Source organism: Marinobacter xestospongiae, from assembly GCF_023156385.1.
GTDB lineage: Bacteria > Pseudomonadota > Gammaproteobacteria > Pseudomonadales > Oleiphilaceae > Marinobacter > Marinobacter xestospongiae.
This window is the reverse complement of the sequence record NZ_JAKZAK010000001.1, coordinates 142,788-161,338: the sequence shown is the minus strand read 5'-3', so window position 1 is coordinate 161,338 and position 18,551 is coordinate 142,788. Positions and strand designations below refer to the sequence as shown.

Here is an 18,551-nt window from a genome sequence, read left to right as displayed (position 1 = left end):
GATCGTCATCCACCTTAGGGGTATTTCATTGCAAAGACGTGACAGCAATATGACGTTTTCAATGACAGGGCAGCGCGCCTTCCGGAGTCGCCGGAAAGCGCGCCAGCCCGCTCCTCAGGGGCACTCGCCGGCGGCCAGACGATGATCGATGTCCGCCAGCACATCCGGAAGGTCCGCAATGGAATCAATCACATAGTGAGCCGCTGACTGGGCCATGGCGCGACGTCCGCGGGCCAGCAGAGCACCCCGTTCGTCGTCCGCCAGCTCCGCCAGCCGCTCTTCACTCAGCCCCACGGCGTTGCCGGACGCCACCACGGCCACGGTCCACATGCCCGCATTCAGGCCCTCTTCGATGCCGGTGGCGGTGTCATCGACCTTGACGCAGGCCTGCACCGCGGTCACCCCCAGCTCGATGGCATTCTTCAGGCTCATGTGTGGTGCCGGACGGCCCTGAGGCACCTCGGTGGCCACCACCACGCTCTGCGGCTCAAATCCCTGGGCCTTCAGCTCCGGCAGCATGACCTCCACCATTTCGCGGCTGTAGCCGGTGTTGACCCCCAGGCGGATGCCGTCTTCCCGTAACCGCTCCTGCAGCGCCAGCGCGCCGGGAATCAGAGTGGCGCGCTCGGCAATGGCGGCGGTCTGCAACGGCAGGAAGGCCTGGTAGAGGCGATCGATGTCGGCAGCATCGGGAGTCTTGTCAAACCGTGCCTGCCACTGTTTGCGAATGCGCGGCATCGCCAGCAACTGGCGGATGTGCTCGCGTTTCTCGGTGCCCATGGGCTCCCGGGCCTCGGCTTCGGTGAGCTCGATTCCCTCGGCCTCAAACAGGTTCAGGAAGGCCTGGATCGGTGCCAGCGAACCGAAGTCCACGCAGGTACCGGCCAGGTCCATGATGACCGCCTGCAGCGGTCCGGTATAACAACGGGTGTAGGTGTACATGGGTCTCTCCTGTAAAGGGTCAGGCGGTAAAAGGTCAGGCGGATTGCAGGTTGTCGGGGGCCTCGGCGGGGGCCGGTACGGGCAGGGTCAGTCCCAGCTCCTGGCAGACTTCGGCGATGGCGGCGATCACCGCATCGATCTGTTCGTCGTGGAGCTGACCGATGCAGCCAATGCGGAAACTGTCCGCCACCGTGAGCTTGCCCGGGTAGATCACAAACCCCCGGGCCTTGATGGCGTCGTAGAAACGGCCAAACTCAAACGCCGCGCTGTCCGGTGACAGGAAGGTGGTGATGATCGGTGACAGCCATTGGTCCACCAGCAGGGTCTGGAAGCCCAACTCCCGCATGCCGGCCACCAGTCGGTCGCGGTTGCGGGTGTAGCGGGCCAGTCGACCGGCGACACCGCCTTCGGCCTGATGTTCCTTCATCGCCTGCTGGAACGCCGCCACCACATGGGTTGGCGGGGTATAGCGCCACTGACCGGTTTTCTGCATGTACTGCCACTGCTCATAAAGGTCCAGTGACAGGCTGTGACACTGGCCGGCGGAAGCGGCCAGCAGGTTCCGCTCAATGATGGCAAAGCCGAAGCCGGGCACCCCCTCAAAACACTTGTTGGCTGAGGACACCAGAGCGGCACAGGGCAGCTCGGCGACGTTCACCGGCAAGGCGCCGAACGCGCTCATGCTGTCGATGATCAGACGCTTGCCGGCCTGGCGGCAGACCTCGGCGATCTCGTCGATGGGGTTGAGGATGCCGGAGCTGGTCTCGCAGTGAACCACCACCACCTGCTCAACGTCCGGGTTTTCAGTGAGCGCGGCCGCCACCTCCTCGCCACGGGGCGGGTGGTAATCGCCCTTGTCGATGGCCAGGAACGACCGCCCCAGGGTGCTCAGGATTTTGCCGATGCGCTGGCCGTAAGCGCCATTCATCAGCACCAGGGTACGACTCCCGGGCGGAATCACCGTGCCCAGGGTGGCCTCCACCGCGAAGGTGCCGCTGCCCTGCATCGGCACACAGACGTGGCTGTCCTCGCCGCCGGCTACCGCCAGCAAACGCTGGCAGATGTCGGCGGTCATGGCGTTGAAGTTGCCGTCCCAGGAGCCCCAGTCCCGCAGCATGGCCTGCTTTACGGTGGCGCTGGTGGTGAGAGGACCCGGTGTCAGCAGGTAGGGATCTTGATCAGTCATGGTGGTCTCCGTGTCTAGCCGGTGCGCTTGCGGGCTCGCGCCTCAGCGCAGCGGTGGATGAAGTCAGGGTGGTAGGAATCAATGCTGCCAAACCGGTCCAGCCGGAACCGGTCGGGGTCCACGAACGGCGTCTGGCCGGTAGCCAGCTCCGCCACCAGCCGGCCAATGCCGCCAGACATGCCAATACCGGCGCCGGAACAACCGGTGGCGGCCATGAAGCCTTCGACGGTCGGCATGGCGCCCAGCAGGTAGAATCCATCCGGGGTGTAGCTGGAAACGTTACTGACGTAATGGGCCAAGGGCAGCTCGTCCACCAGCGGCAACTGTTGGCGCAGGGCGTGGTACCCCGCTTCAAGGGCGTTGTCGCCGTTCGGGTCCTGGTCGAAACAGAAATCCTGCAGGCTGGCCGGCAGTTGGCCGGGATGGGCGGTCACCGCCTGGGGATCGCGCAGTCCGAACAGCAGTCCGCCCACTTCGGGGCGGGCGTAGGCGCCACTGTCCGGCAGGATGGTCATCGGGCCATCGGCGGGGATGGCGGGATGGGCGGCGGAAATCCAGTAATGGGAACGCACCGGCGCCATGCCCAGGTGAACCCCCACCTGGCGGGCCAGCGCGGTGCTCCAGGGTCCGGCGGCATCGATCACCAGACCGGCAGTCACGGTCTCGCCACTGGCCAGACGTACTCCAGTCACCCGATTGCCGGTCTGGAGCAGTTCAGCCACAGTCTGGCGCAGGCGGAAACTGACGCCATGGCGGCGGGCGTCGGCGGCATAGGCCTGGCACAGGGTGTAGGGATCGATGTAGCCGTCATCCGGCAGCCACAGCGCCGCGGTGTCGCCACTCAGGGACAGCCAGGGCGCCCGCCGCTGGGCAGAGTCGGCGTCAAGCCGTTCAGCCACCACGCCAACGTCGGCGGCACGCGCTGCTGTTCGCGCAATCTGCTGCTGCCCCGCGGACTCCGCCGCCACCTGCAGACTGCCCACGCGACGCAGGGGCAGCGGCTCACCAGTCTGTTCACCCAGCTCGTCAATGGCGTGGAAGGTTTCCATCGCCATCGCGGTAAGTTCCCGGTAGGGACGGATACGGGTCAGCAGCGCCGCCGCCTGGCTGGTGGTCTGCTCGCCCAGACCGTGACGCTCGATGACCGTCACCGAGACGCCCGGCTGACGGCTGAGGTAGCGGGCTATGGCGCATCCAAGGATGCCGCCACCGATGATGGCCACATCCGGATGAGGGTTTGCGAACATGGGATTTCCTCGCTCATCTGGTATAGACCAGTTTGGCGAGGAACTGTGACGGTTTTATGAACGCTCGATGACAATCCGGCTTTTCAGCGCGGCGAGGAGGTTACTGCACTTCCACCTGGATGCTGAGGGTGTCGTGCAGCCAGAACTCCTCATCGAACTCCACGAAGACTCCGTCGGCGTCGTGGCTGCGCCGGGTCACATACAACCCGGCGGTACCGGCATTGACCCCCAGGGCCTCCGCCTGCGGGTCCACCAGCGCGGTGGGAAACATTTCAATGCGCTTGCCCTGCAGCTCGACGCTGAACTTCTCCCGCAGCAGCTTCCACAGCGAACGGTTGAAATCGTACTGCTCGATGCCGGGCAGGCGCTTGGGGTTGAGGTAGATGTTCTCCACCAGTACCGGGCGGCCATCCACCTGCCGCCGCCGACGCAACCTGACGATGGCGTCGCCCACGGCCAGGCCGGTTTTATTGGCAAGCCAGGGGGCCACTTCGGTGGTGGTGACTTCCAGGGTTTCGGTGGCCGGCGTGCGGCCCTGGGAGGTCACGTTGTCGGAGAAGCTGTAATCCTGGGTGGGGTTGTACACCAGCCGCGGCGGTGACACGAACCAGCCACGGCGGTTGGAGCGGTAGATGCGCCCCTCCGCCTCCAACTGGGCCAGGGCCAGACGGGTTGTGACCCGGGTGGTACCATGGCTTTCCGCCAGCACCCGCTCCGACGGCAGGCGAGTATTGGCCGCCAGCAGGCCGGCCTCGATCTGGTTGGCGAGCTGGTCCCGGACTCTCAGGTACAGCGGCGTGGAGCCCTCTCCATTTGCTCGTGCTTCCATTGTATGACTCCTCTGACCGACAAAACCGTGCACCCTACTCCGCCCGGGTGACGCCAGTATGACAAAGCCGCTAAGCTTTTCGTAGCGCACCCGCCCCAAGGAGCCTGAAAGGAAATCTCATGAAAATTGGCCAGGTATCGAAACAGACCGGTGTGCCGGTCGAAACCATCCGCTACTACGAAAAGATCGGTCTGCTGGCCGAACCGCAGCGGGAAGATAGCGGCTACCGGCGCTACACCGACGACCATGTGCGCCGGCTCAGCTTCATTCGTCGCTGCCGCAACCTGGACATGGCTCAGGATGAAATCCGCCGGCTGATCGAACTGATGAACCAGCCGGAAGCGGGCTGCCAGCAGGTCGACCGCTTACTGGAACATCACCTCGAACACATCCAGCAGCGCATCACCGAACTCCAGGCCCTGCAGCAGGAAATGCAGCGCTTGCGGGCCGCCTGTGCCAACGAGGGCCAGGTCAGTGAGTGCGGCATCATCGACCGGCTCAAGCAGTCCAGCAGCAACGATCCGGGGCTGGACCGGGATAACCATATTCCCGGCTCTCACTGATTTGGCGAAACCGGCCCTTGACCCTGTAGCAGCTACAGGCTTTTTAATGACTCCATTGCAGATATGAGCCCCCGGGGAGTTCCCCTCAGCGGGCCAATGACATTTGATGAGGGAGTTCGTTATGGCCGGTCATTGCTGTTCGTCCGACACCCACGCCAGCCAGGCTGTGGACCCGAGGTTCCGCCGCGCGCTGTGGATCGCGCTGTGGGTCAACCTGGGCATGTTCCTGCTGGAGTTTGCCGCCAGTCTGACTTCGGGCTCGGTGGCCCTGCTGGCCGATGCGGTGGATTTCTTCGCCGACTCGGCCAACTACATGCTGTCGCTGTATGTGTTGTCGATGGGGCTGCTGTGGCGCGGGCGTGCCGCGCTGGTGAAAGGCGTCACCATGGTGGTGTTTGGCGTTGCCGTTCTTGGCAAGGCGTTCTGGAATCTCAGCAGCGGCGCCACCCCTGAAGCCATGACCATGGGTATGGTGGGCGCGCTGGCGATGGTGGCCAACATCGCGGTAGCTCTGTTGCTGTACGCCCATCGCACCGGCGATGCCAACATGCGTTCGGTCTGGCTCTGCAGCCGCAACGATGCCCTCGGCAACCTGGCGGTCATGCTGGCTGCGGTTGGGGTTTTTGGTACCGGCACCGCCTGGCCGGATCTGATCGTCGCCGCCATCATGGGCGGACTGGCCATCCATTCCGGTCTCGCGGTGGTTGGCCACGCCCGCAGCGACATCGCCGAAGCCAAAGCCTGCACTTCCTGAGCCAGGTTGGCGGCAGACGGTTGGCTACAGCACAATCGCCACCATCACCGGAATAAACAGCAACGCAAACAGCGTGCTGAGCAACGCCGTCCCCGCCGCCTGGCGAGGGGCGGTATCCAGCAGAGTGGCGATAACCACGGTATTGGCCGCAATCGGTGTGATCGAGACCAGGAACATCGCCCGGTGCACCGCCTCGCTGTAGAGCCCGAAGACGTTGGCATCGAGCCACCACAGCGACAACGCCACTGCCGGCCACACCAGGAATTTGCCGAAGAAGGCCAGCCCGGTGAAGCGCCAGTTACCCGCCAGCCCCCGGAAGCTGACGATGCCCATCCCGATGATCATCATGCCGAAGATGCTGTAGGCCCCGCGCAGGTTGTCGAACAGCGGCTCGAACACCTGCGGAATGGTGACACCGGAAAGGTTCAGCACCACCGCCAGGGCGAAGGCATAGACCGACGGCAGTCTGGCCACCCGCAACAGGCAATCCTTCACTCCCTGGCGCCCCCGCGCTGCCAGATAGAACCCTACCGACGTTTCGAACAGTGTGGTGCCCAGCATCGCCACGATGTATAGCCCCAAGCCTTCCTGGCCAAACAGCAGCAGGGCCACCGGGATACCAAAATAGCCGGTGTTACCGGTACCTGTTGCCAGGGGAATGATGTTGGCGCTTTCATCACCAACCCAGCGCCGTGCAATGGCCAGGTGTATCAGCGCCACCAGGGTACTGAGGCCAAAGGTCAGGAACGGCAGCAGGATCACCTCCGCCGACAGCGGCGCGCTCATCACCCCGGAAAACACCACCGAGGGCGTGACGATGTACAGCATGATGCCGGCGATGTGACGTCCACTGGCCTCCAGGTAACGGCCGGCCACCCAGCCCAGAGCTACGGTGATGTAGAGGGGCATCATTTTGTACAGAAGCGCCAGTGCTGCGGCCATGAGAGGTCTCCGGGCAAAGCCTGACAGTCTATCAGCGCCCCGGGAGGGGCAGAAGCAAGCCCTCCCCGGATACGGGTTTATACCTACCCAACCCACTCTTTATGAAACACTTTTCCGGACACTGTCACCCCACCGTCACCGGAGTTTCATGACCCGGTCATCGACAACCGCGACAGTGAGTCGCTTTACGGACCCATTAAGGAGCGGACCCTATGTACACCCCCACCCGTGCATTGCTGTTGGCGTCGGCAATCACCTCCCTGACCCTGGCTGGCTGCGGCAGCGATGACGACGATGCCAAGGTCGCAACGGTCGACCTGCGGGTCATGGAAACCACCGACATCCACGCCAATGTGATGGACTACAGCTACTACGGCGACAAAACCGATCCCAAGGTGGGCCTGGTTCGCACCGCCACCCTGGTCAACCAGGCCCGGGCTGAGCTGGCCCACGCCGGCAACAGCGTACTGGTCGACAATGGCGACCTGATCCAGGGCAGCCCGATGGGCGACTGGCGCGCCAACGTCGGCATCACCGCCGGCGAGATCCACCCGGTGTACAAGGTAATGAACCAGATGGGCTACGATGTTGCCAACTACGGCAACCATGAGTTCAACTACGGTCTGGAGTTCCTGGCAGAGAGCGTCAACGACGCCACCTTCCCGTACATCAGCGCCAACATCTTCGCCGACGATGGTGACAGCAACCCGGACAACGATCAGCCCTATTTCGACCCCTACCATCTGGTGACCAAGTCCGTTACCGACCGGGATGGCAACAGCCATGAGCTGACCGTCGGCTTCATCGGCTTTGTCCCGCCCCAGATCATGCAGTGGGACAAAGCCAACCTGGAAGGCCGGGTGATCGCCAAGGACATCCGCGCCATGGCGGAACGCTACGTGCCCGAGATGCGTGCCAACGGCGCGGATCTGGTCATCGCCATTCCCCACTCCGGCATCAGCACCCTGGCCTACGACCCTGCCAACAAGGCCGAGAACAGCAGCTGGTACCTGGCGGATGTCGAGGGTATCGACGCCATCCTGTTCGGCCACAGCCACCTGGTGTTCCCCTCCAGCAGCTTCAGTGACACCGACGGCGTGGATCTGGAGCGTGGCACCATCAAGGGGGTGCCCGCGGTCATGCCCGGCTACTGGGGCAGTCACCTGGGCATCATTGACCTGACCCTGGCCTACAACACCGACGACGACCAGTGGAGCGTCCGCACCAGTGACGTCGAAGCGCGACCGATCTTCGCCGATAACACCCCGCAGGTGGAGCCGGATGCCAACCTGATGGCCCAGGTGGTTGTCGACCACCAGGCCACCATCGATTTCATGAACCAGGCCATCGGCGAATCCACCGACGATATCTACAGCTTCCTGGCGGTGGTGAAGGATGACCCGTCGATCCAGATCGTCAGCGATGCCCAGAAAGCCTACGTTGAGGCCGCCATTCAGGGCGACGTCAACCTGGACGGCCTGCCGGTGCTGTCCGCCGCCGCGCCCTTCAAGGCCTGCGACCGCGACGGCGTCTGCGCTGACGAAGGCAGCTTCACCGTGGTACCCCAGGGTGAGCTGAAAGTGAAGAACGCCGCTGATCTCTACCTCTACCCCAATACCCTGATGGCGGTGAAGGTCAATGGCGCCGAACTGCAGCAGTGGCTGGAGTGCTCCGCGTCCCAGTTCTTCCAGATCAACACGGGTTCCAGTGAGCGTCAGGAACTGGTCAACTTCAGCGGTTTCCCCACCTACAACTTCGACGTTATTGATGGTGTCAGCTACCAGATCGACGTCACCCAGCCGCCCCGTTATGACCGTGATTGCCAGATCATCAACGACGGCGCCCAGCGTGTGCTCGGCCTGAGCTACCAGGGCAACCCGGTCACCGCCGACCAGCAGTTCCTGATTGCCACCAACAACTACCGCGCCAACAGCGGCGTATTCCCCGGCACCGGCGCCGATCACATCGTGATCAACTCGCCGGACACCAACCGGGACGTGCTGGCCAATTACATCCGCGCCAACAGCCCGGTCACCCCAACCGCCGATGGCAACTGGTCGTTCGCCCCGATCACCAGCGCCACCGACCTGGAAATCGTGTTCCGGGTGCCCAACACCCAGCGCGCCCAAGGCTTTGTCGCCAGCAAGGCGCCGGAAGCCGTGTTCCTGGAAGTGAACGACGCCAACGAGGCCGTTTACGAGCTTAACCTGCAACAGCCCTGAAGGCTGACCGCAGCACCGGGAGGCCGCCTCTGGCCTCCCGTTCCCCTCTCCGCATTACCCGCCTAGAACGCCCTATCCCACTTTTGTCCAATATTCCACCACCAGGCATTGACGCCCCAATCGCCCAGCGTTACCTTTACGTTAACGTCAACTTGGGCACGACCAATGAATCAACGCAGTCAACCGCGCACCTTCTCCATCAGCGAACTCGCCCGCGAGTTCGACATCACCACCCGCACCATCCGGTTCTATGAGGAAGCGGGCATGCTGGAGCCGGAGCGCAATGGCCAGACCCGGATCTACAGTGACCAGGACCGGGTCAAGCTCAAGCTGATTCTGCGGGGCAAGCGCCTGGGCTTCAGCCTGGCGGAGTCCCGTGAACTGATCGAGATGTACGACCCGTCCTCCGATAACGTCCCGCAGTTGCACGCCCTGCGCCGCAAGATCCAGCAGAGCCGCGACGCCCTGCTGCAACAGCTGGCGGATATCGAAGTGATGAAGAACGAACTGGACGCAGCAGAGGACCGCTGCCTGGAAGCGCTAAAGGACCTGGAGCCCGAGCCGGAGGGAGGCAACTGACCGGCCAGGTCAGACGCCAAAAACAATAACAGCCCCAACCAACGACGCTCCAACTTACCGATACAAACACAAAAGCAAGGTGGGTTATGGCAACACACAACAGTTACATCAGTGGAATCAGTGAAACGCCCCTGCTGGGGATGACCATTGGCGAAGCGTTCGACCAGACGGTGGAGCGGGTGCCCGACAGCGACGCCCTCATCGTCCATCACCAGGACCTGCACTACAGCTACCGCGAACTCCAGGCGGCGGTGGACGAGTGCGCCCGCGCGCTGATGGGGCTTGGCGTCGGCAAGGGTGACCGGGTCGGCATCTGGTCCCCCAACTGCGCCGAGTGGTGCATTACCCAGTTTGCCACCGCCAAGATCGGCGCCATCCTGGTGAACATCAACCCCAGCTACCGCCTCCACGAGGTCGAGTACGCCCTGCGTCACTCCGGCACCTCCACGCTGATCCTGCAGGGCCAGTTCAAGACCTCCGACTATGTCGCCATGACCACCGAGCTGGCACCGGCGCTGGCCGATGAGCGCCAGGGTGACCTCAGCAGCGACAAGCTGCCGGACCTGAAGAACGTGATCTGCCTGGACGCCGATCACAAAGCCCCGGGCATGCTGCACTGGCAGGACCTGCTGGCCCTGGCCGAAAGCACCAGTGAAGCGGATTACCAGAGCCGTCAGCAGGATCTGCAGTTCGACGACGCCATCAACATCCAGTACACCTCCGGCACCACCGGTGCGCCCAAGGGCGCCACCCTGTCCCACCACAACATCCTCAACAACGGGCTGTTCGTGGCCCGGCGGATGAACTTCAGCGAGCAGGACCGGCTGGTGATTCCGGTGCCGCTGTACCACTGCTTCGGCATGGTGATGGGCAACCTCGGCTGCATCACCCACGGCGCGGCGATGATCTACCCCTCGGAGGGCTTCGAGCCGGAAGCCACCCTGAAGGCAGTAGTGCGGGAAAAAGCCACCGCGCTCTACGGCGTGCCCACCATGTTCATTGCCGAACTGGAACACCCGGAGTTCGCCAGCTTTGATCTGTCCACCCTGCGCACCGGCATCATGGCCGGCTCCAACTGCCCGGTGGAAGTGATGAAGCAGGTCATCGAGAAGATGAACATGCGGGACGTCACCATCTGCTACGGCATGACCGAAACCAGCCCGGTGAGCCTGCAGACCGAGCCCACCGCGCCACTGGAAAAGCGAGTCACCACCGTCGGCACCATCCACCCCCACCTAGAGGTGAAGATTGTCGATCCGGCCACCGGCGCCATCGTGCCCCGGGGTGAAAAGGGCGAACTCTGCACCCGTGGCTACAGCGTGATGCTGGGCTACTGGAACAACCAGGAAGCCACCGCCAAAGCCATCGACGCCACCCGCTGGATGCACACCGGTGACCTGGCCACCATGGACGACGAGGGCTACGTCGCCATCGTCGGCCGGATGAAGGACATGATCATCCGCGGCGGCGAGAACATCTACCCACGGGAAATCGAAGAGTTTCTCTACACCCACCCGGCCGTCTCTGACGCCCAGGTCATCGGCGTCCCCGATGACCGCTTCGGCGAGGAAGTGATGGCCTGGATCAAGCTGGTGGAGGGTCAGGACGTCAGCGAGGACGACCTGCGGGCGTTCTGCAAGGCCAACATCGCCCACTACAAAGTACCGCGCTACTTCCGCCTGGTGGACGAATTCCCGATGACGGTGACCGGCAAGATCCAGAAATTCAAGATGCGGGAAATCAGCATCGAAGAGCTGAGCCTGTAGGCCCGGCATCCATTCAAGCCAACAACAAGATGCCCGCCCCTTTCGGGCGGGCCCACGGAGCACACAGATGAAAAGCCAATACACCTCCCTCAACTTCAACCTCGGCGAAACGCCCGACATGCTGCGGGATCAGGTCAACGCCTTTGCCACAGACCACATCGCCCCCATCGCCGAGAAGACCGACAAGGACAACCAGTTCCCCAACGACCTGTGGCCACGCCTCGGTGAGATGGGGCTGCTGGGGATGACTGTGAGCGAGGAGTATGGCGGCAGCGAGATGGGCTACCTGGCTCACGTGATCGCGGTGGAGGAAATCAGCCGCGCGTCCGCCAGCATTGGCCTGAGCTACGGCGCCCACTCCAACCTGTGCGTCAACCAGATTCACCGCAACGGCACACCGGAACAGAAAGCAAAGTACCTGCCCAAGCTGGTAAGCGGTGAGCACATTGGCGCCCTCGCCATGAGTGAGCCCAATGCCGGTTCCGACGTGGTGAGCATGAAGCTGCGGGCCGACAAGAAAGGCGACCGCTACATCCTCAACGGCAGCAAGATGTGGATCACCAACGGCCCCGATGCCAACACCTACGTGATCTACGCCAAGACCGATGTGTCCAAGGGCCCGCACGGCATCACCGCGTTCATCGTCGAGCGGGATTGGAAGGGCTTCTCCCGTGGGCCCAAGCTGGACAAGCTGGGCATGCGCGGCTCCAACACCTGCGAGCTGATCTTCGAAGACGTGGAGATTCCTGAAGAGAACATTCTGGGGGGCGAGAACCAGGGCGTTAAGGTGCTGATGTCCGGCCTCGATTACGAGCGGGTGGTGCTCTCCGGTGGTCCGGTCGGCATCATGCAGGCCTGCATGGACATCGTGGTGCCCTACGTTCACGAGCGCAAACAGTTCGATCAGCCCATCGGCGAATTCCAGCTGATCCAGGGCAAACTGGCGGACATGTACACCGAGCTGGCGGCCTCCCGCTCTTACCTCTACGCCGTGGCCCAGGCCTGCGACCGTGGCGAGACCACCCGCAAGGACGCCGCCGGCGCCATTCTCTACACCTCCGAGCGCGCCACCAAGATGGCCCTGGAAGCGATCCAGATCCTCGGCGGCAACGGCTACATCAACGACTACGCCACCGGCCGCCTGCTGCGGGACGCCAAGCTCTATGAAATCGGCGCCGGCACCCAGGAAATCCGCCGCATGCTGATCGGCCGCGAACTGTTCAAGGAATCCCGTTAAGGGTAGAGGCGTTACACATGGCTATTCTCCATACCCAGGTTCAACCGAATTCCGAGGAATTCCGCCAGCGCCGCGAACACATGCAGGCCCTGGTGGAAGAACTTCGCAACCGCCACGACACCATCGCCCAGGGCGGTGGTGAAAAGGCCCAGAAGCGCCACACCGACCGCGGCAAACTGCTGCCCCGGGACCGCATCCAGCGGGTGCTGGACCCCGGCTCGCCGTTCCTTGAGATCGGCGCCTTCGCCGCCGAGGACGTCTACGACGACAAGGTACCCGCCGCCGGTGTGGTCGCCGGTATCGGCCGGGTTCACGGCGTCGAGTGCATGATCGTGGCCAACGACTCCACGGTGAAGGGCGGTACCTACTACCCGCTGACGGTGAAGAAGCACATCCGCGCCCAGACCATCGCCGAGGAAAACCACCTGCCGTGCATCTACCTGGTGGATTCCGGCGGTGCCAACCTGCCCCAGCAGGACGAAGTCTTCCCGGATGCCGAGCACTTTGGCCACATCTTCTATCGCCAGGCCAACATGTCGTCCAAGGGCATTGCCCAGATTGCGGTGGTGCTGGGACTGTGTACCGCCGGCGGCGCCTACGTGCCGGCCATGGCGGATGAGAGCATCATGGTCAAGGGCCAGAGCTCGATCTTCCTGGCCGGCCCGCCGCTGGTCAAAGCGGCGACCGGCGAGACCGTCAGTGCCGAAGACCTGGGTGGCGCCGACGTCCACACCGGCATCTCCGGGGTGGCCGACCACTACGCCAACACCGAGGCGGAAGCGCTGGAGCGGGCCCGCCGCTGCATCGCCAACCTCAACTACAAACGCCCGGACCACATGGCCCTGCGAGAGCCAGTAGAGCCGCTGTACCCGGCCGAGGACCTGTATGGCCTGATTCCCAGTGACCTGCGTACGCCCTACGACGTCAAGGAAGTGATCGCCCGGCTGGTGGACGGTTCGGAGTTTGACGAGTTCAAGGCCAACTACGGCAAATCGCTGATCTGTGGTTTCGGCCACCTGTACGGCATGCCGGTGGGCATCGTCGCCAACAACGGCATCCTGTTTTCGGAGTCCGCCCAGAAAGGCGCCCACTTTATTGAGCTGTGCAGCCAGCGGGGCATTCCGCTGATCTTCCTGCAGAACATCACCGGCTTCATGGTGGGCAAAGACGCCGAGCACGAAGGCATTGCCAAGCACGGCGCCAAGATGGTGACCGCGGTGGCCTGCGCCCGGGTGCCCAAACTCACCGTGGTGATCGGTGGCAGTTTCGGGGCCGGCAACTACGGCATGTGTGGCCGCGCCTACAAGCCCCGTTTCATGTTCATGTGGCCCAACGCCCGTATCGCAGTGATGGGTGGCGAGCAGGCCGCCGGTGTGCTGGCGGACGTCAAACGCACCGGCATCGAACGCCGCGGCGAGAGCTGGTCCGACGACGAGGAGCAAGCCTTCAAGCAGCCGGTGATCGACCAGTTCGAACGCCAGTCCAGCCCCTACTACGCCAGTGCGCGGCTGTGGGACGACGGCATCATCGATCCGGCTGACACCCGCCGGGTGCTGGGCCTGAGTCTGTCTGCCGCGCTCAATGCACCGCCCGAAGACACCCGCTTCGGCATCTTCAGAATGTGATGGAGGCAACCATGAGTGACAACGCCGTACGTTACGAAACCGATGCCCGGGGTGTGACACGAATTACCCTCAACCGGCCGGACAAGCGCAACGCCTTCGATGCCGACATCATCCGCGCCCTCACCGACGCGGTGAAGCTGGCGTCAGAAGATCCCGCCTGCCGGGTGATTGTGCTGGCCGGCGATGGCAAGCACTTCTCCGCCGGGGCCGACCTCAACTGGATGAAACACACCGCCACCCTGAGCGCGGACGAGAACCGGGAAGACGCCCGCGCCCTGGCCGGCATGCTCAAGGCCATCGACCTGTCCCCCAAACCGACCATCGCGCGGGTACAGGGAGCGGCCTTTGGCGGCGCCGTGGGTCTGGTGAGCGCCTGTGACATCGCCATTGCCTCCGACGATGCCCGTTTCTGCCTCAGCGAGGTCCGCCTCGGACTGGCACCGGCGGCCATCGGCCCCTACGTCATCCGGGTACTGGGTGCCCGCCAGGCCCGGCGCTATTTCCTCACCGCCGAGGAAATCTCCGCCACCCGGGCCGTCGATCTGGGGCTGGTCCACGAGACCGTGACCGCCGAGTCTCTCGACGATACCGTCAACCGACTGGTGGACCGGCTGCTGAAGAACAGCCCTCAGGCCCTTGGCGCCTGCAAAGAACTGATTGCCCGTACCGGCCACAACCAGCCGGACGAAGAGCTGATCCGCTACACCGCGGACCTGATTGCCCACCTGCGCACCAGCGACGAAGGTCAGGAAGGGCTGAGCGCCTTCCTGGAGAAGCGCGCACCGAGCTGGATTCAGGAGTAAACCATGACTCAACACATTCACACTCTGCTGGTTGCCAACCGGGGCGAGATCGCCCTGCGCGTCATGAAGACCGCACAGACCATGGGCATTCGCTGCGTTGCGGTTTACTCCGAGGCCGACGCCCGGGCGCCGTTTGTCGACTTCGCCGACGAGGCGGTCTGCATTGGTCCGGCAGCCGCCTCTGAGAGCTATCTCAAGGTCGATCACATCCTCGACGCGGCCCGCAAGACCGGCGCCAACGCCATCCACCCGGGGTACGGTTTTCTGTCCGAAAACACAGAATTGGCAGAACGCTGCGAGGCCGAAGGTATCCACTTTGTTGGTCCGCCGGCGGCCTCAATCGCCGCCATGGGTTCCAAGAGTGCCGCCAAGGCGCTGATGGAGAAAGCCGGCGTGCCCCTGGTGCCGGGCTATCACGGCGATGACCAGAGCGCCGACAGGTTCCGCCAGGAGGCCGAGCACACCGGATTCCCGCTCCTGATCAAAGCCAGTGCCGGTGGTGGTGGCAAGGGCATGCGGGTGGTGCGTTCGCTGGCGGAAGTGGACGACGCCGTGGCGGCCGCCCAGCGTGAGGCCACCTCAAGCTTTGGCGATCCTCATCTGTTGATTGAGCGCTACCTGGAGAACCCGCGCCACGTCGAAGTCCAGGTGATGTTCGACAAGCACGGCAACGGCCGCTACCTGTTTGATCGCGACTGCTCGGTGCAGCGTCGACACCAGAAAATCATTGAGGAAGCACCCGCGCCCAACATTCCGGACGACGTCCGCCGGGAGATGGGCGAAGCCGCGGTTCGCTGCGGTGAGGCCATCGGATACGTCGGTGCCGGTACCGTCGAGTTTCTCTACGAGCCCGGCGCCGGCTTCTACTTCATGGAAATGAACACCCGGCTGCAGGTGGAACACCCGGTCACCGAGCTGATCACCGGCCTCGATCTGGTGGAATGGCAGCTCAAGGTGGCCCAGGGCGAAACCCTGCCCTGGAGCCAGGACGCCCTGCACTACAGAGGCCATGCCATGGAAGCCCGGGTGTACGCCGAAGACCCGGACAACGACTTTCTGCCGGTCACCGGAACCCTGTTCAGCCTGAGCGAGCCGGACAAGCTGCCGGGGGTGCGGGTGGATTCGGGCGTGTGCCAGGGGCAGGAGATCACCCCCTGGTACGACCCCATGCTGGCCAAGGTCATCGCCTATGGCCACACCCGTGATGAGGCCCGCCAGCGCTTGGTGGACGCCCTCGCCCACTACCGAGCCCTGGGTGTGACCCTGAACATCGACTATGTCTGTCGGGTGCTGGAACACACCGAGTTTGCCGAGGGCCGGCTGACCACCCATTTCATTGAACAGCAGGCCGACTCACTGGCCAAACAGGCGTTCGATCATCGCGAACAGATGGCACTGAGCTGGCTGGCCTGGTACCGCGCAACCAACTCCGCGCTGCTGGACGAAGCCGCCTCCCGCTGGACCTCTCCGTGGACCGCCGGCGACAGCTACCGCCTGGGCGGGCCCTGCAGTCAGCGCTGTGAACTGCGCATCGGCAGCGAGGACGACACTCTGCACTACTGGCTGGAATCCACCGGCCACGGCAAGGTGCAACTGGACAGCGAAGACCGCTCCATCGCACTCAACTGGCGGGATGACCCGGATAGCGACGGCGTCATTGTCCGCCTCAATGGCCGTACCGTGAAGCTGGGCTGGGCTGCCCACGGCGAGCGCCTGGGGGTCTTTGCCAACGCCGTCCACTGGGAAGCGCTGGTCAACCATCCCGAAGAACAGGCCGGTGATGCCGCGGGCGACGGCCAGCTCAAGGCACCGATGCACGGCCGCATCACTGCGGTTACCTGCCAGCCCGGCGACACCGTGGACGCCGGCACCTCGCTGGTTGCGCTTGAGGCGATGAAAATGGAACACACCCTGCGCGCACCGGTCAAAGGCACCATCGCCGCCGTACACTGCAACGAGGGCGACAACGTCGGCTCCGGTCAGGTGCTGGTGGAGTTCGAAGCTGAGGAGGCGTCATGAGCCGGGAGTTCGTCACCCTGGTGGAAATGGGACTGCGGGACGGCCTCCAGAACGAGGCCACCCCGGTACCGGCGGACGTCCGCGCCCGCTGGTTCAACGCCCTCGCCGGCACCGGCCTTGATCGCATCGAGGCCGGCAGTTTCGTGTCCCCCAAGTGGGTACCGCAAATGGCCAACACCGACCAGGTCATTGCCGGTATCAAACGCCGTGACGGCCTGTCGGTGGAAGTGCTGACACCGAACCAGAAAGGCCTGGAGGGCGCCCTGGCGGCCGATGCCGATGTCTGCGCGGTCTTCACCGCCGCCTCGGAAAGCTTCACCCAGCGCAACATCAACTGCACCATCGCGGAGAGCATCGAACGCTTCCGGCCGGTTGCGGAAGGTGCCAAGGCTGCCGGCAAACGTCTGCGCGCCTACGTCTCCTGCGTGGTCGGATGCCCCTATGAGGGCGCCATCCAGCCATCCCAGGTGGCACCGGTGGTGGAACAGCTGCTGGCCCTGGGGGCCGATGAAATTTCCCTGGGCGACACCATCGGCGTCGCCCGCCCCAAAGAGATTCATGCGCTGCTGGATGCAGTGCTACCGCTCCTGCCGGTGAAGAAGCTGGCCCTGCATTGCCACGACACCCGTGGCCAGGCCGTGGCCAACATCTACGCCTCGCTGGAACGGGGCATCCGCATCTTCGACAGCGCCGTCGCCGGCCTCGGCGGTTGTCCTTATGCCAATGGTGCCACTGGCAACGTCGCCACCGAAGATGTGCTGTACCTGCTGGACGGTGAAGGTTTCGACACCGGCATCGACCTTGAAGCCCTGGCGGCAGTGGGAAATGAAATCTGCGATTTCCTGGAAAGGGATAACCCGTCGAGGGTTGGCAAGACCTTCAGGATGTAGGCCAGAATCGGGCAAAGTACCGACTGGTGGTACTTTGCCCGGTGAGTCCAGAGCTTGGGAGCCTCTTTCACTGCGCGAGCCCGGGCGACAGCTGTTTCCTTAAAACGGGTGGGGAGCCCCGGTGACCTGCGACACCAACAGCCAGACGCCAATGGCGATCCAGCCGTCACTCACACTCCTGTTCTTGCTAACCACAAGATAGCGATCAGTAAGCAGCAGCGCCGTCATCAGCACCATCAGCAGTAAGCTGTGTCCAACCATGAGCACCATGGCCACCATCACCAGACCACACTCAAGCACACACCGGAGCCAAACCTCTCCGGCATAGCTTGCCATACTGCGATACACCTTGAAGCCGGTGACATGCACAACGCCATAGCGGCCACAGCGATTCCTGAACGCCTTGTTGGCAGGGTGTTTTCCCCAGAATCCAGCGGCAATAAACAGGGCAATGGCCAGCCAATCAAGCAGTACAAAAGGGGCCGCCACAGCCGATGACAGTGCAGAGGCCAACCAAAGTGCGCCCATCAGCAGGAGGGCCCAACCGCCGGTGTAACAGACAAAAAAGAAGCTCATGGCCGGGAGGCGATGCCGGGGATTCAATGAGCGGGCGATATGAAGCAGGTGCCCGGCAATCATCGGCAGCATCATGGCCGGCACCATCAACATCAGGCTCAGTACGCCGCCATGACTGGCGTGCCCAGGTGCGTGGCCAGACATGACATGCATGTTGCTGGCAAACGCCGCATACGCCAGCGATCCCCAAGCAGCAACAAACAGAGCGACAAACAGCCCAGCACTGACCCTGAACTTACCGATGTAGTCCAGATCGATTCCAAGGGTCTTCAGAACCGAGGCCATCCAGCCGGGCTGGTAACGGGACAACAACGGGACTTTGGCGAGAAAAGCCATAACAGACTCCCAGGCAGCGGGCGCAGCCTACTCAG

Annotated in this window: 16 protein-coding genes; 10 read left to right on the top strand and 6 right to left on the bottom strand. The window is 63.5% G+C overall.

The window, feature by feature from the left end:
* Positions 1-114: 114 nt before the first annotated feature.
* The 4 genes from phnX to MLD24_RS00740 all read right to left on the bottom strand — a co-directional run bounded on the left by phnX (position 115) and on the right by MLD24_RS00740 (position 4,204).
* A complete protein-coding gene (gene phnX, locus MLD24_RS00755) occupies positions 115-942 on the bottom strand; it encodes a phosphonoacetaldehyde hydrolase (protein ID WP_248163209.1) in 828 nt (275 codons plus the stop codon).
* Positions 943-976: 34 nt separating this feature from the next.
* Positions 977-2,128 carry a 2-aminoethylphosphonate--pyruvate transaminase gene (locus tag MLD24_RS00750; RefSeq protein ID WP_248163208.1) on the bottom strand — a complete coding sequence of 384 codons (1,152 nt, stop codon included), beginning with the start codon at positions 2,126-2,128 and terminating at the stop codon, positions 977-979.
* 14 nt (positions 2,129-2,142) lie between these two features.
* Positions 2,143-3,375 carry an NAD(P)/FAD-dependent oxidoreductase gene (locus MLD24_RS00745; protein ID WP_248163207.1) on the bottom strand — a complete coding sequence of 411 codons (1,233 nt, stop codon included), beginning with the start codon at positions 3,373-3,375 and terminating at the stop codon, positions 2,143-2,145.
* A 100-nt stretch (positions 3,376-3,475) separates the two neighbouring features.
* On the bottom strand, positions 3,476-4,204 hold the full coding sequence (locus tag MLD24_RS00740; RefSeq protein ID WP_248163206.1) for a UTRA domain-containing protein: 729 nt from the start codon (positions 4,202-4,204) through the stop codon (positions 3,476-3,478).
* A gap of 119 nt (positions 4,205-4,323) precedes the next feature.
* On the opposite strand from MLD24_RS00740, the gene cadR reads away from it, so the two are divergent.
* Together cadR and MLD24_RS00730 are read left to right on the top strand one after the other, a co-directional pair.
* Positions 4,324-4,767, top strand: a complete 444-nt coding sequence (gene cadR / locus MLD24_RS00735; protein ID WP_227174201.1) for a Cd(II)/Pb(II)-responsive transcriptional regulator — start codon at positions 4,324-4,326, stop codon at positions 4,765-4,767.
* Between the two features lie 121 nt (positions 4,768-4,888).
* Positions 4,889-5,521 (top strand): cation efflux transmembrane domain-containing protein, encoded by a 633-nt coding sequence (locus MLD24_RS00730; RefSeq protein WP_248163205.1) that lies wholly within the window; start codon positions 4,889-4,891, stop codon positions 5,519-5,521.
* A 24-nt stretch (positions 5,522-5,545) separates the two neighbouring features.
* On the opposite strand, the gene MLD24_RS00725 is transcribed toward MLD24_RS00730, so the two are convergent.
* Positions 5,546-6,463, bottom strand: coding sequence for an AEC family transporter (locus MLD24_RS00725; protein WP_227174197.1), 918 nt, complete (start codon positions 6,461-6,463; stop codon positions 5,546-5,548).
* 212 nt (positions 6,464-6,675) lie between these two features.
* On the opposite strand from MLD24_RS00725, the gene MLD24_RS00720 reads away from it, so the two are divergent.
* The 8 genes from MLD24_RS00720 to MLD24_RS00685 all read left to right on the top strand — a co-directional run bounded on the left by MLD24_RS00720 (position 6,676) and on the right by MLD24_RS00685 (position 17,604).
* Positions 6,676-8,685 carry a bifunctional 2',3'-cyclic-nucleotide 2'-phosphodiesterase/3'-nucleotidase gene (locus tag MLD24_RS00720; RefSeq protein WP_248163204.1) on the top strand — a complete coding sequence of 670 codons (2,010 nt, stop codon included), beginning with the start codon at positions 6,676-6,678 and terminating at the stop codon, positions 8,683-8,685.
* 165 nt (positions 8,686-8,850) lie between these two features.
* A complete protein-coding gene (locus MLD24_RS00715) occupies positions 8,851-9,264 on the top strand; it encodes a MerR family transcriptional regulator (RefSeq protein ID WP_227174193.1) in 414 nt (137 codons plus the stop codon).
* 86 nt (positions 9,265-9,350) lie between these two features.
* Positions 9,351-11,030: an AMP-binding protein gene (locus MLD24_RS00710; protein ID WP_248163203.1), complete on the top strand. Its 1,680-nt coding sequence runs from the start codon at positions 9,351-9,353 to the stop codon at positions 11,028-11,030.
* Positions 11,031-11,097: 67 nt separating this feature from the next.
* On the top strand, positions 11,098-12,267 hold the full coding sequence (locus tag MLD24_RS00705; protein ID WP_248163202.1) for an isovaleryl-CoA dehydrogenase: 1,170 nt from the start codon (positions 11,098-11,100) through the stop codon (positions 12,265-12,267).
* A gap of 17 nt (positions 12,268-12,284) precedes the next feature.
* On the top strand, positions 12,285-13,892 hold the full coding sequence (locus tag MLD24_RS00700) for a carboxyl transferase domain-containing protein (RefSeq protein WP_227174187.1): 1,608 nt from the start codon (positions 12,285-12,287) through the stop codon (positions 13,890-13,892).
* 11 nt (positions 13,893-13,903) lie between these two features.
* Entirely contained in the window at positions 13,904-14,695 is a 792-nt protein-coding gene (locus tag MLD24_RS00695) for an enoyl-CoA hydratase/isomerase family protein (RefSeq protein WP_227174186.1), read from the top strand.
* 3 nt (positions 14,696-14,698) lie between these two features.
* Entirely contained in the window at positions 14,699-16,714 is a 2,016-nt protein-coding gene (locus tag MLD24_RS00690) for an acetyl/propionyl/methylcrotonyl-CoA carboxylase subunit alpha (protein WP_248163201.1), read from the top strand.
* Complete coding sequence (locus MLD24_RS00685; protein WP_248163200.1) at positions 16,711-17,604, top strand: hydroxymethylglutaryl-CoA lyase; 894 nt, start codon at positions 16,711-16,713, stop codon at positions 17,602-17,604. The genes MLD24_RS00690 and MLD24_RS00685 overlap by 4 nt, the downstream gene beginning before the upstream one ends.
* A 99-nt stretch (positions 17,605-17,703) precedes the next feature.
* Here the strand turns inward: MLD24_RS00685 and MLD24_RS00680 are convergent, their stop codons facing one another.
* On the bottom strand, positions 17,704-18,516 hold the full coding sequence (locus MLD24_RS00680; RefSeq protein ID WP_248163199.1) for a copper chaperone: 813 nt from the start codon (positions 18,514-18,516) through the stop codon (positions 17,704-17,706).
* Between the last annotated feature and the right edge of the window lie 35 nt (positions 18,517-18,551).

Excerpts from the sequence above, each read along its gene's own strand:
- phnX (WP_248163209.1), bottom strand. The coding sequence starts at position 942 with ATGTACACCTACACCCGTTGTTATACCGGACCGCTGCAGGCGGTCATC.
- MLD24_RS00750 (WP_248163208.1), bottom strand. The coding sequence starts at position 2,128 with ATGACTGATCAAGATCCCTACCTGCTGACACCGGGTCCTCTCACCACC.
- MLD24_RS00745 (WP_248163207.1), bottom strand. The coding sequence starts at position 3,375 with ATGTTCGCAAACCCTCATCCGGATGTGGCCATCATCGGTGGCGGCATC.
- MLD24_RS00740 (WP_248163206.1), bottom strand. The coding sequence starts at position 4,204 with ATGGAAGCACGAGCAAATGGAGAGGGCTCCACGCCGCTGTACCTGAGA.
- cadR (WP_227174201.1), top strand. The coding sequence starts at position 4,324 with ATGAAAATTGGCCAGGTATCGAAACAGACCGGTGTGCCGGTCGAAACC.
- MLD24_RS00730 (WP_248163205.1), top strand. The coding sequence starts at position 4,889 with ATGGCCGGTCATTGCTGTTCGTCCGACACCCACGCCAGCCAGGCTGTG.
- MLD24_RS00725 (WP_227174197.1), bottom strand. The coding sequence starts at position 6,463 with ATGGCCGCAGCACTGGCGCTTCTGTACAAAATGATGCCCCTCTACATC.
- MLD24_RS00720 (WP_248163204.1), top strand. The coding sequence starts at position 6,676 with ATGTACACCCCCACCCGTGCATTGCTGTTGGCGTCGGCAATCACCTCC.
- MLD24_RS00715 (WP_227174193.1), top strand. The coding sequence starts at position 8,851 with ATGAATCAACGCAGTCAACCGCGCACCTTCTCCATCAGCGAACTCGCC.
- MLD24_RS00710 (WP_248163203.1), top strand. The coding sequence starts at position 9,351 with ATGGCAACACACAACAGTTACATCAGTGGAATCAGTGAAACGCCCCTG.
- MLD24_RS00705 (WP_248163202.1), top strand. The coding sequence starts at position 11,098 with ATGAAAAGCCAATACACCTCCCTCAACTTCAACCTCGGCGAAACGCCC.
- MLD24_RS00700 (WP_227174187.1), top strand. The coding sequence starts at position 12,285 with ATGGCTATTCTCCATACCCAGGTTCAACCGAATTCCGAGGAATTCCGC.
- MLD24_RS00695 (WP_227174186.1), top strand. The coding sequence starts at position 13,904 with ATGAGTGACAACGCCGTACGTTACGAAACCGATGCCCGGGGTGTGACA.
- MLD24_RS00690 (WP_248163201.1), top strand. The coding sequence starts at position 14,699 with ATGACTCAACACATTCACACTCTGCTGGTTGCCAACCGGGGCGAGATC.
- MLD24_RS00685 (WP_248163200.1), top strand. The coding sequence starts at position 16,711 with ATGAGCCGGGAGTTCGTCACCCTGGTGGAAATGGGACTGCGGGACGGC.
- MLD24_RS00680 (WP_248163199.1), bottom strand. The coding sequence starts at position 18,516 with ATGGCTTTTCTCGCCAAAGTCCCGTTGTTGTCCCGTTACCAGCCCGGC.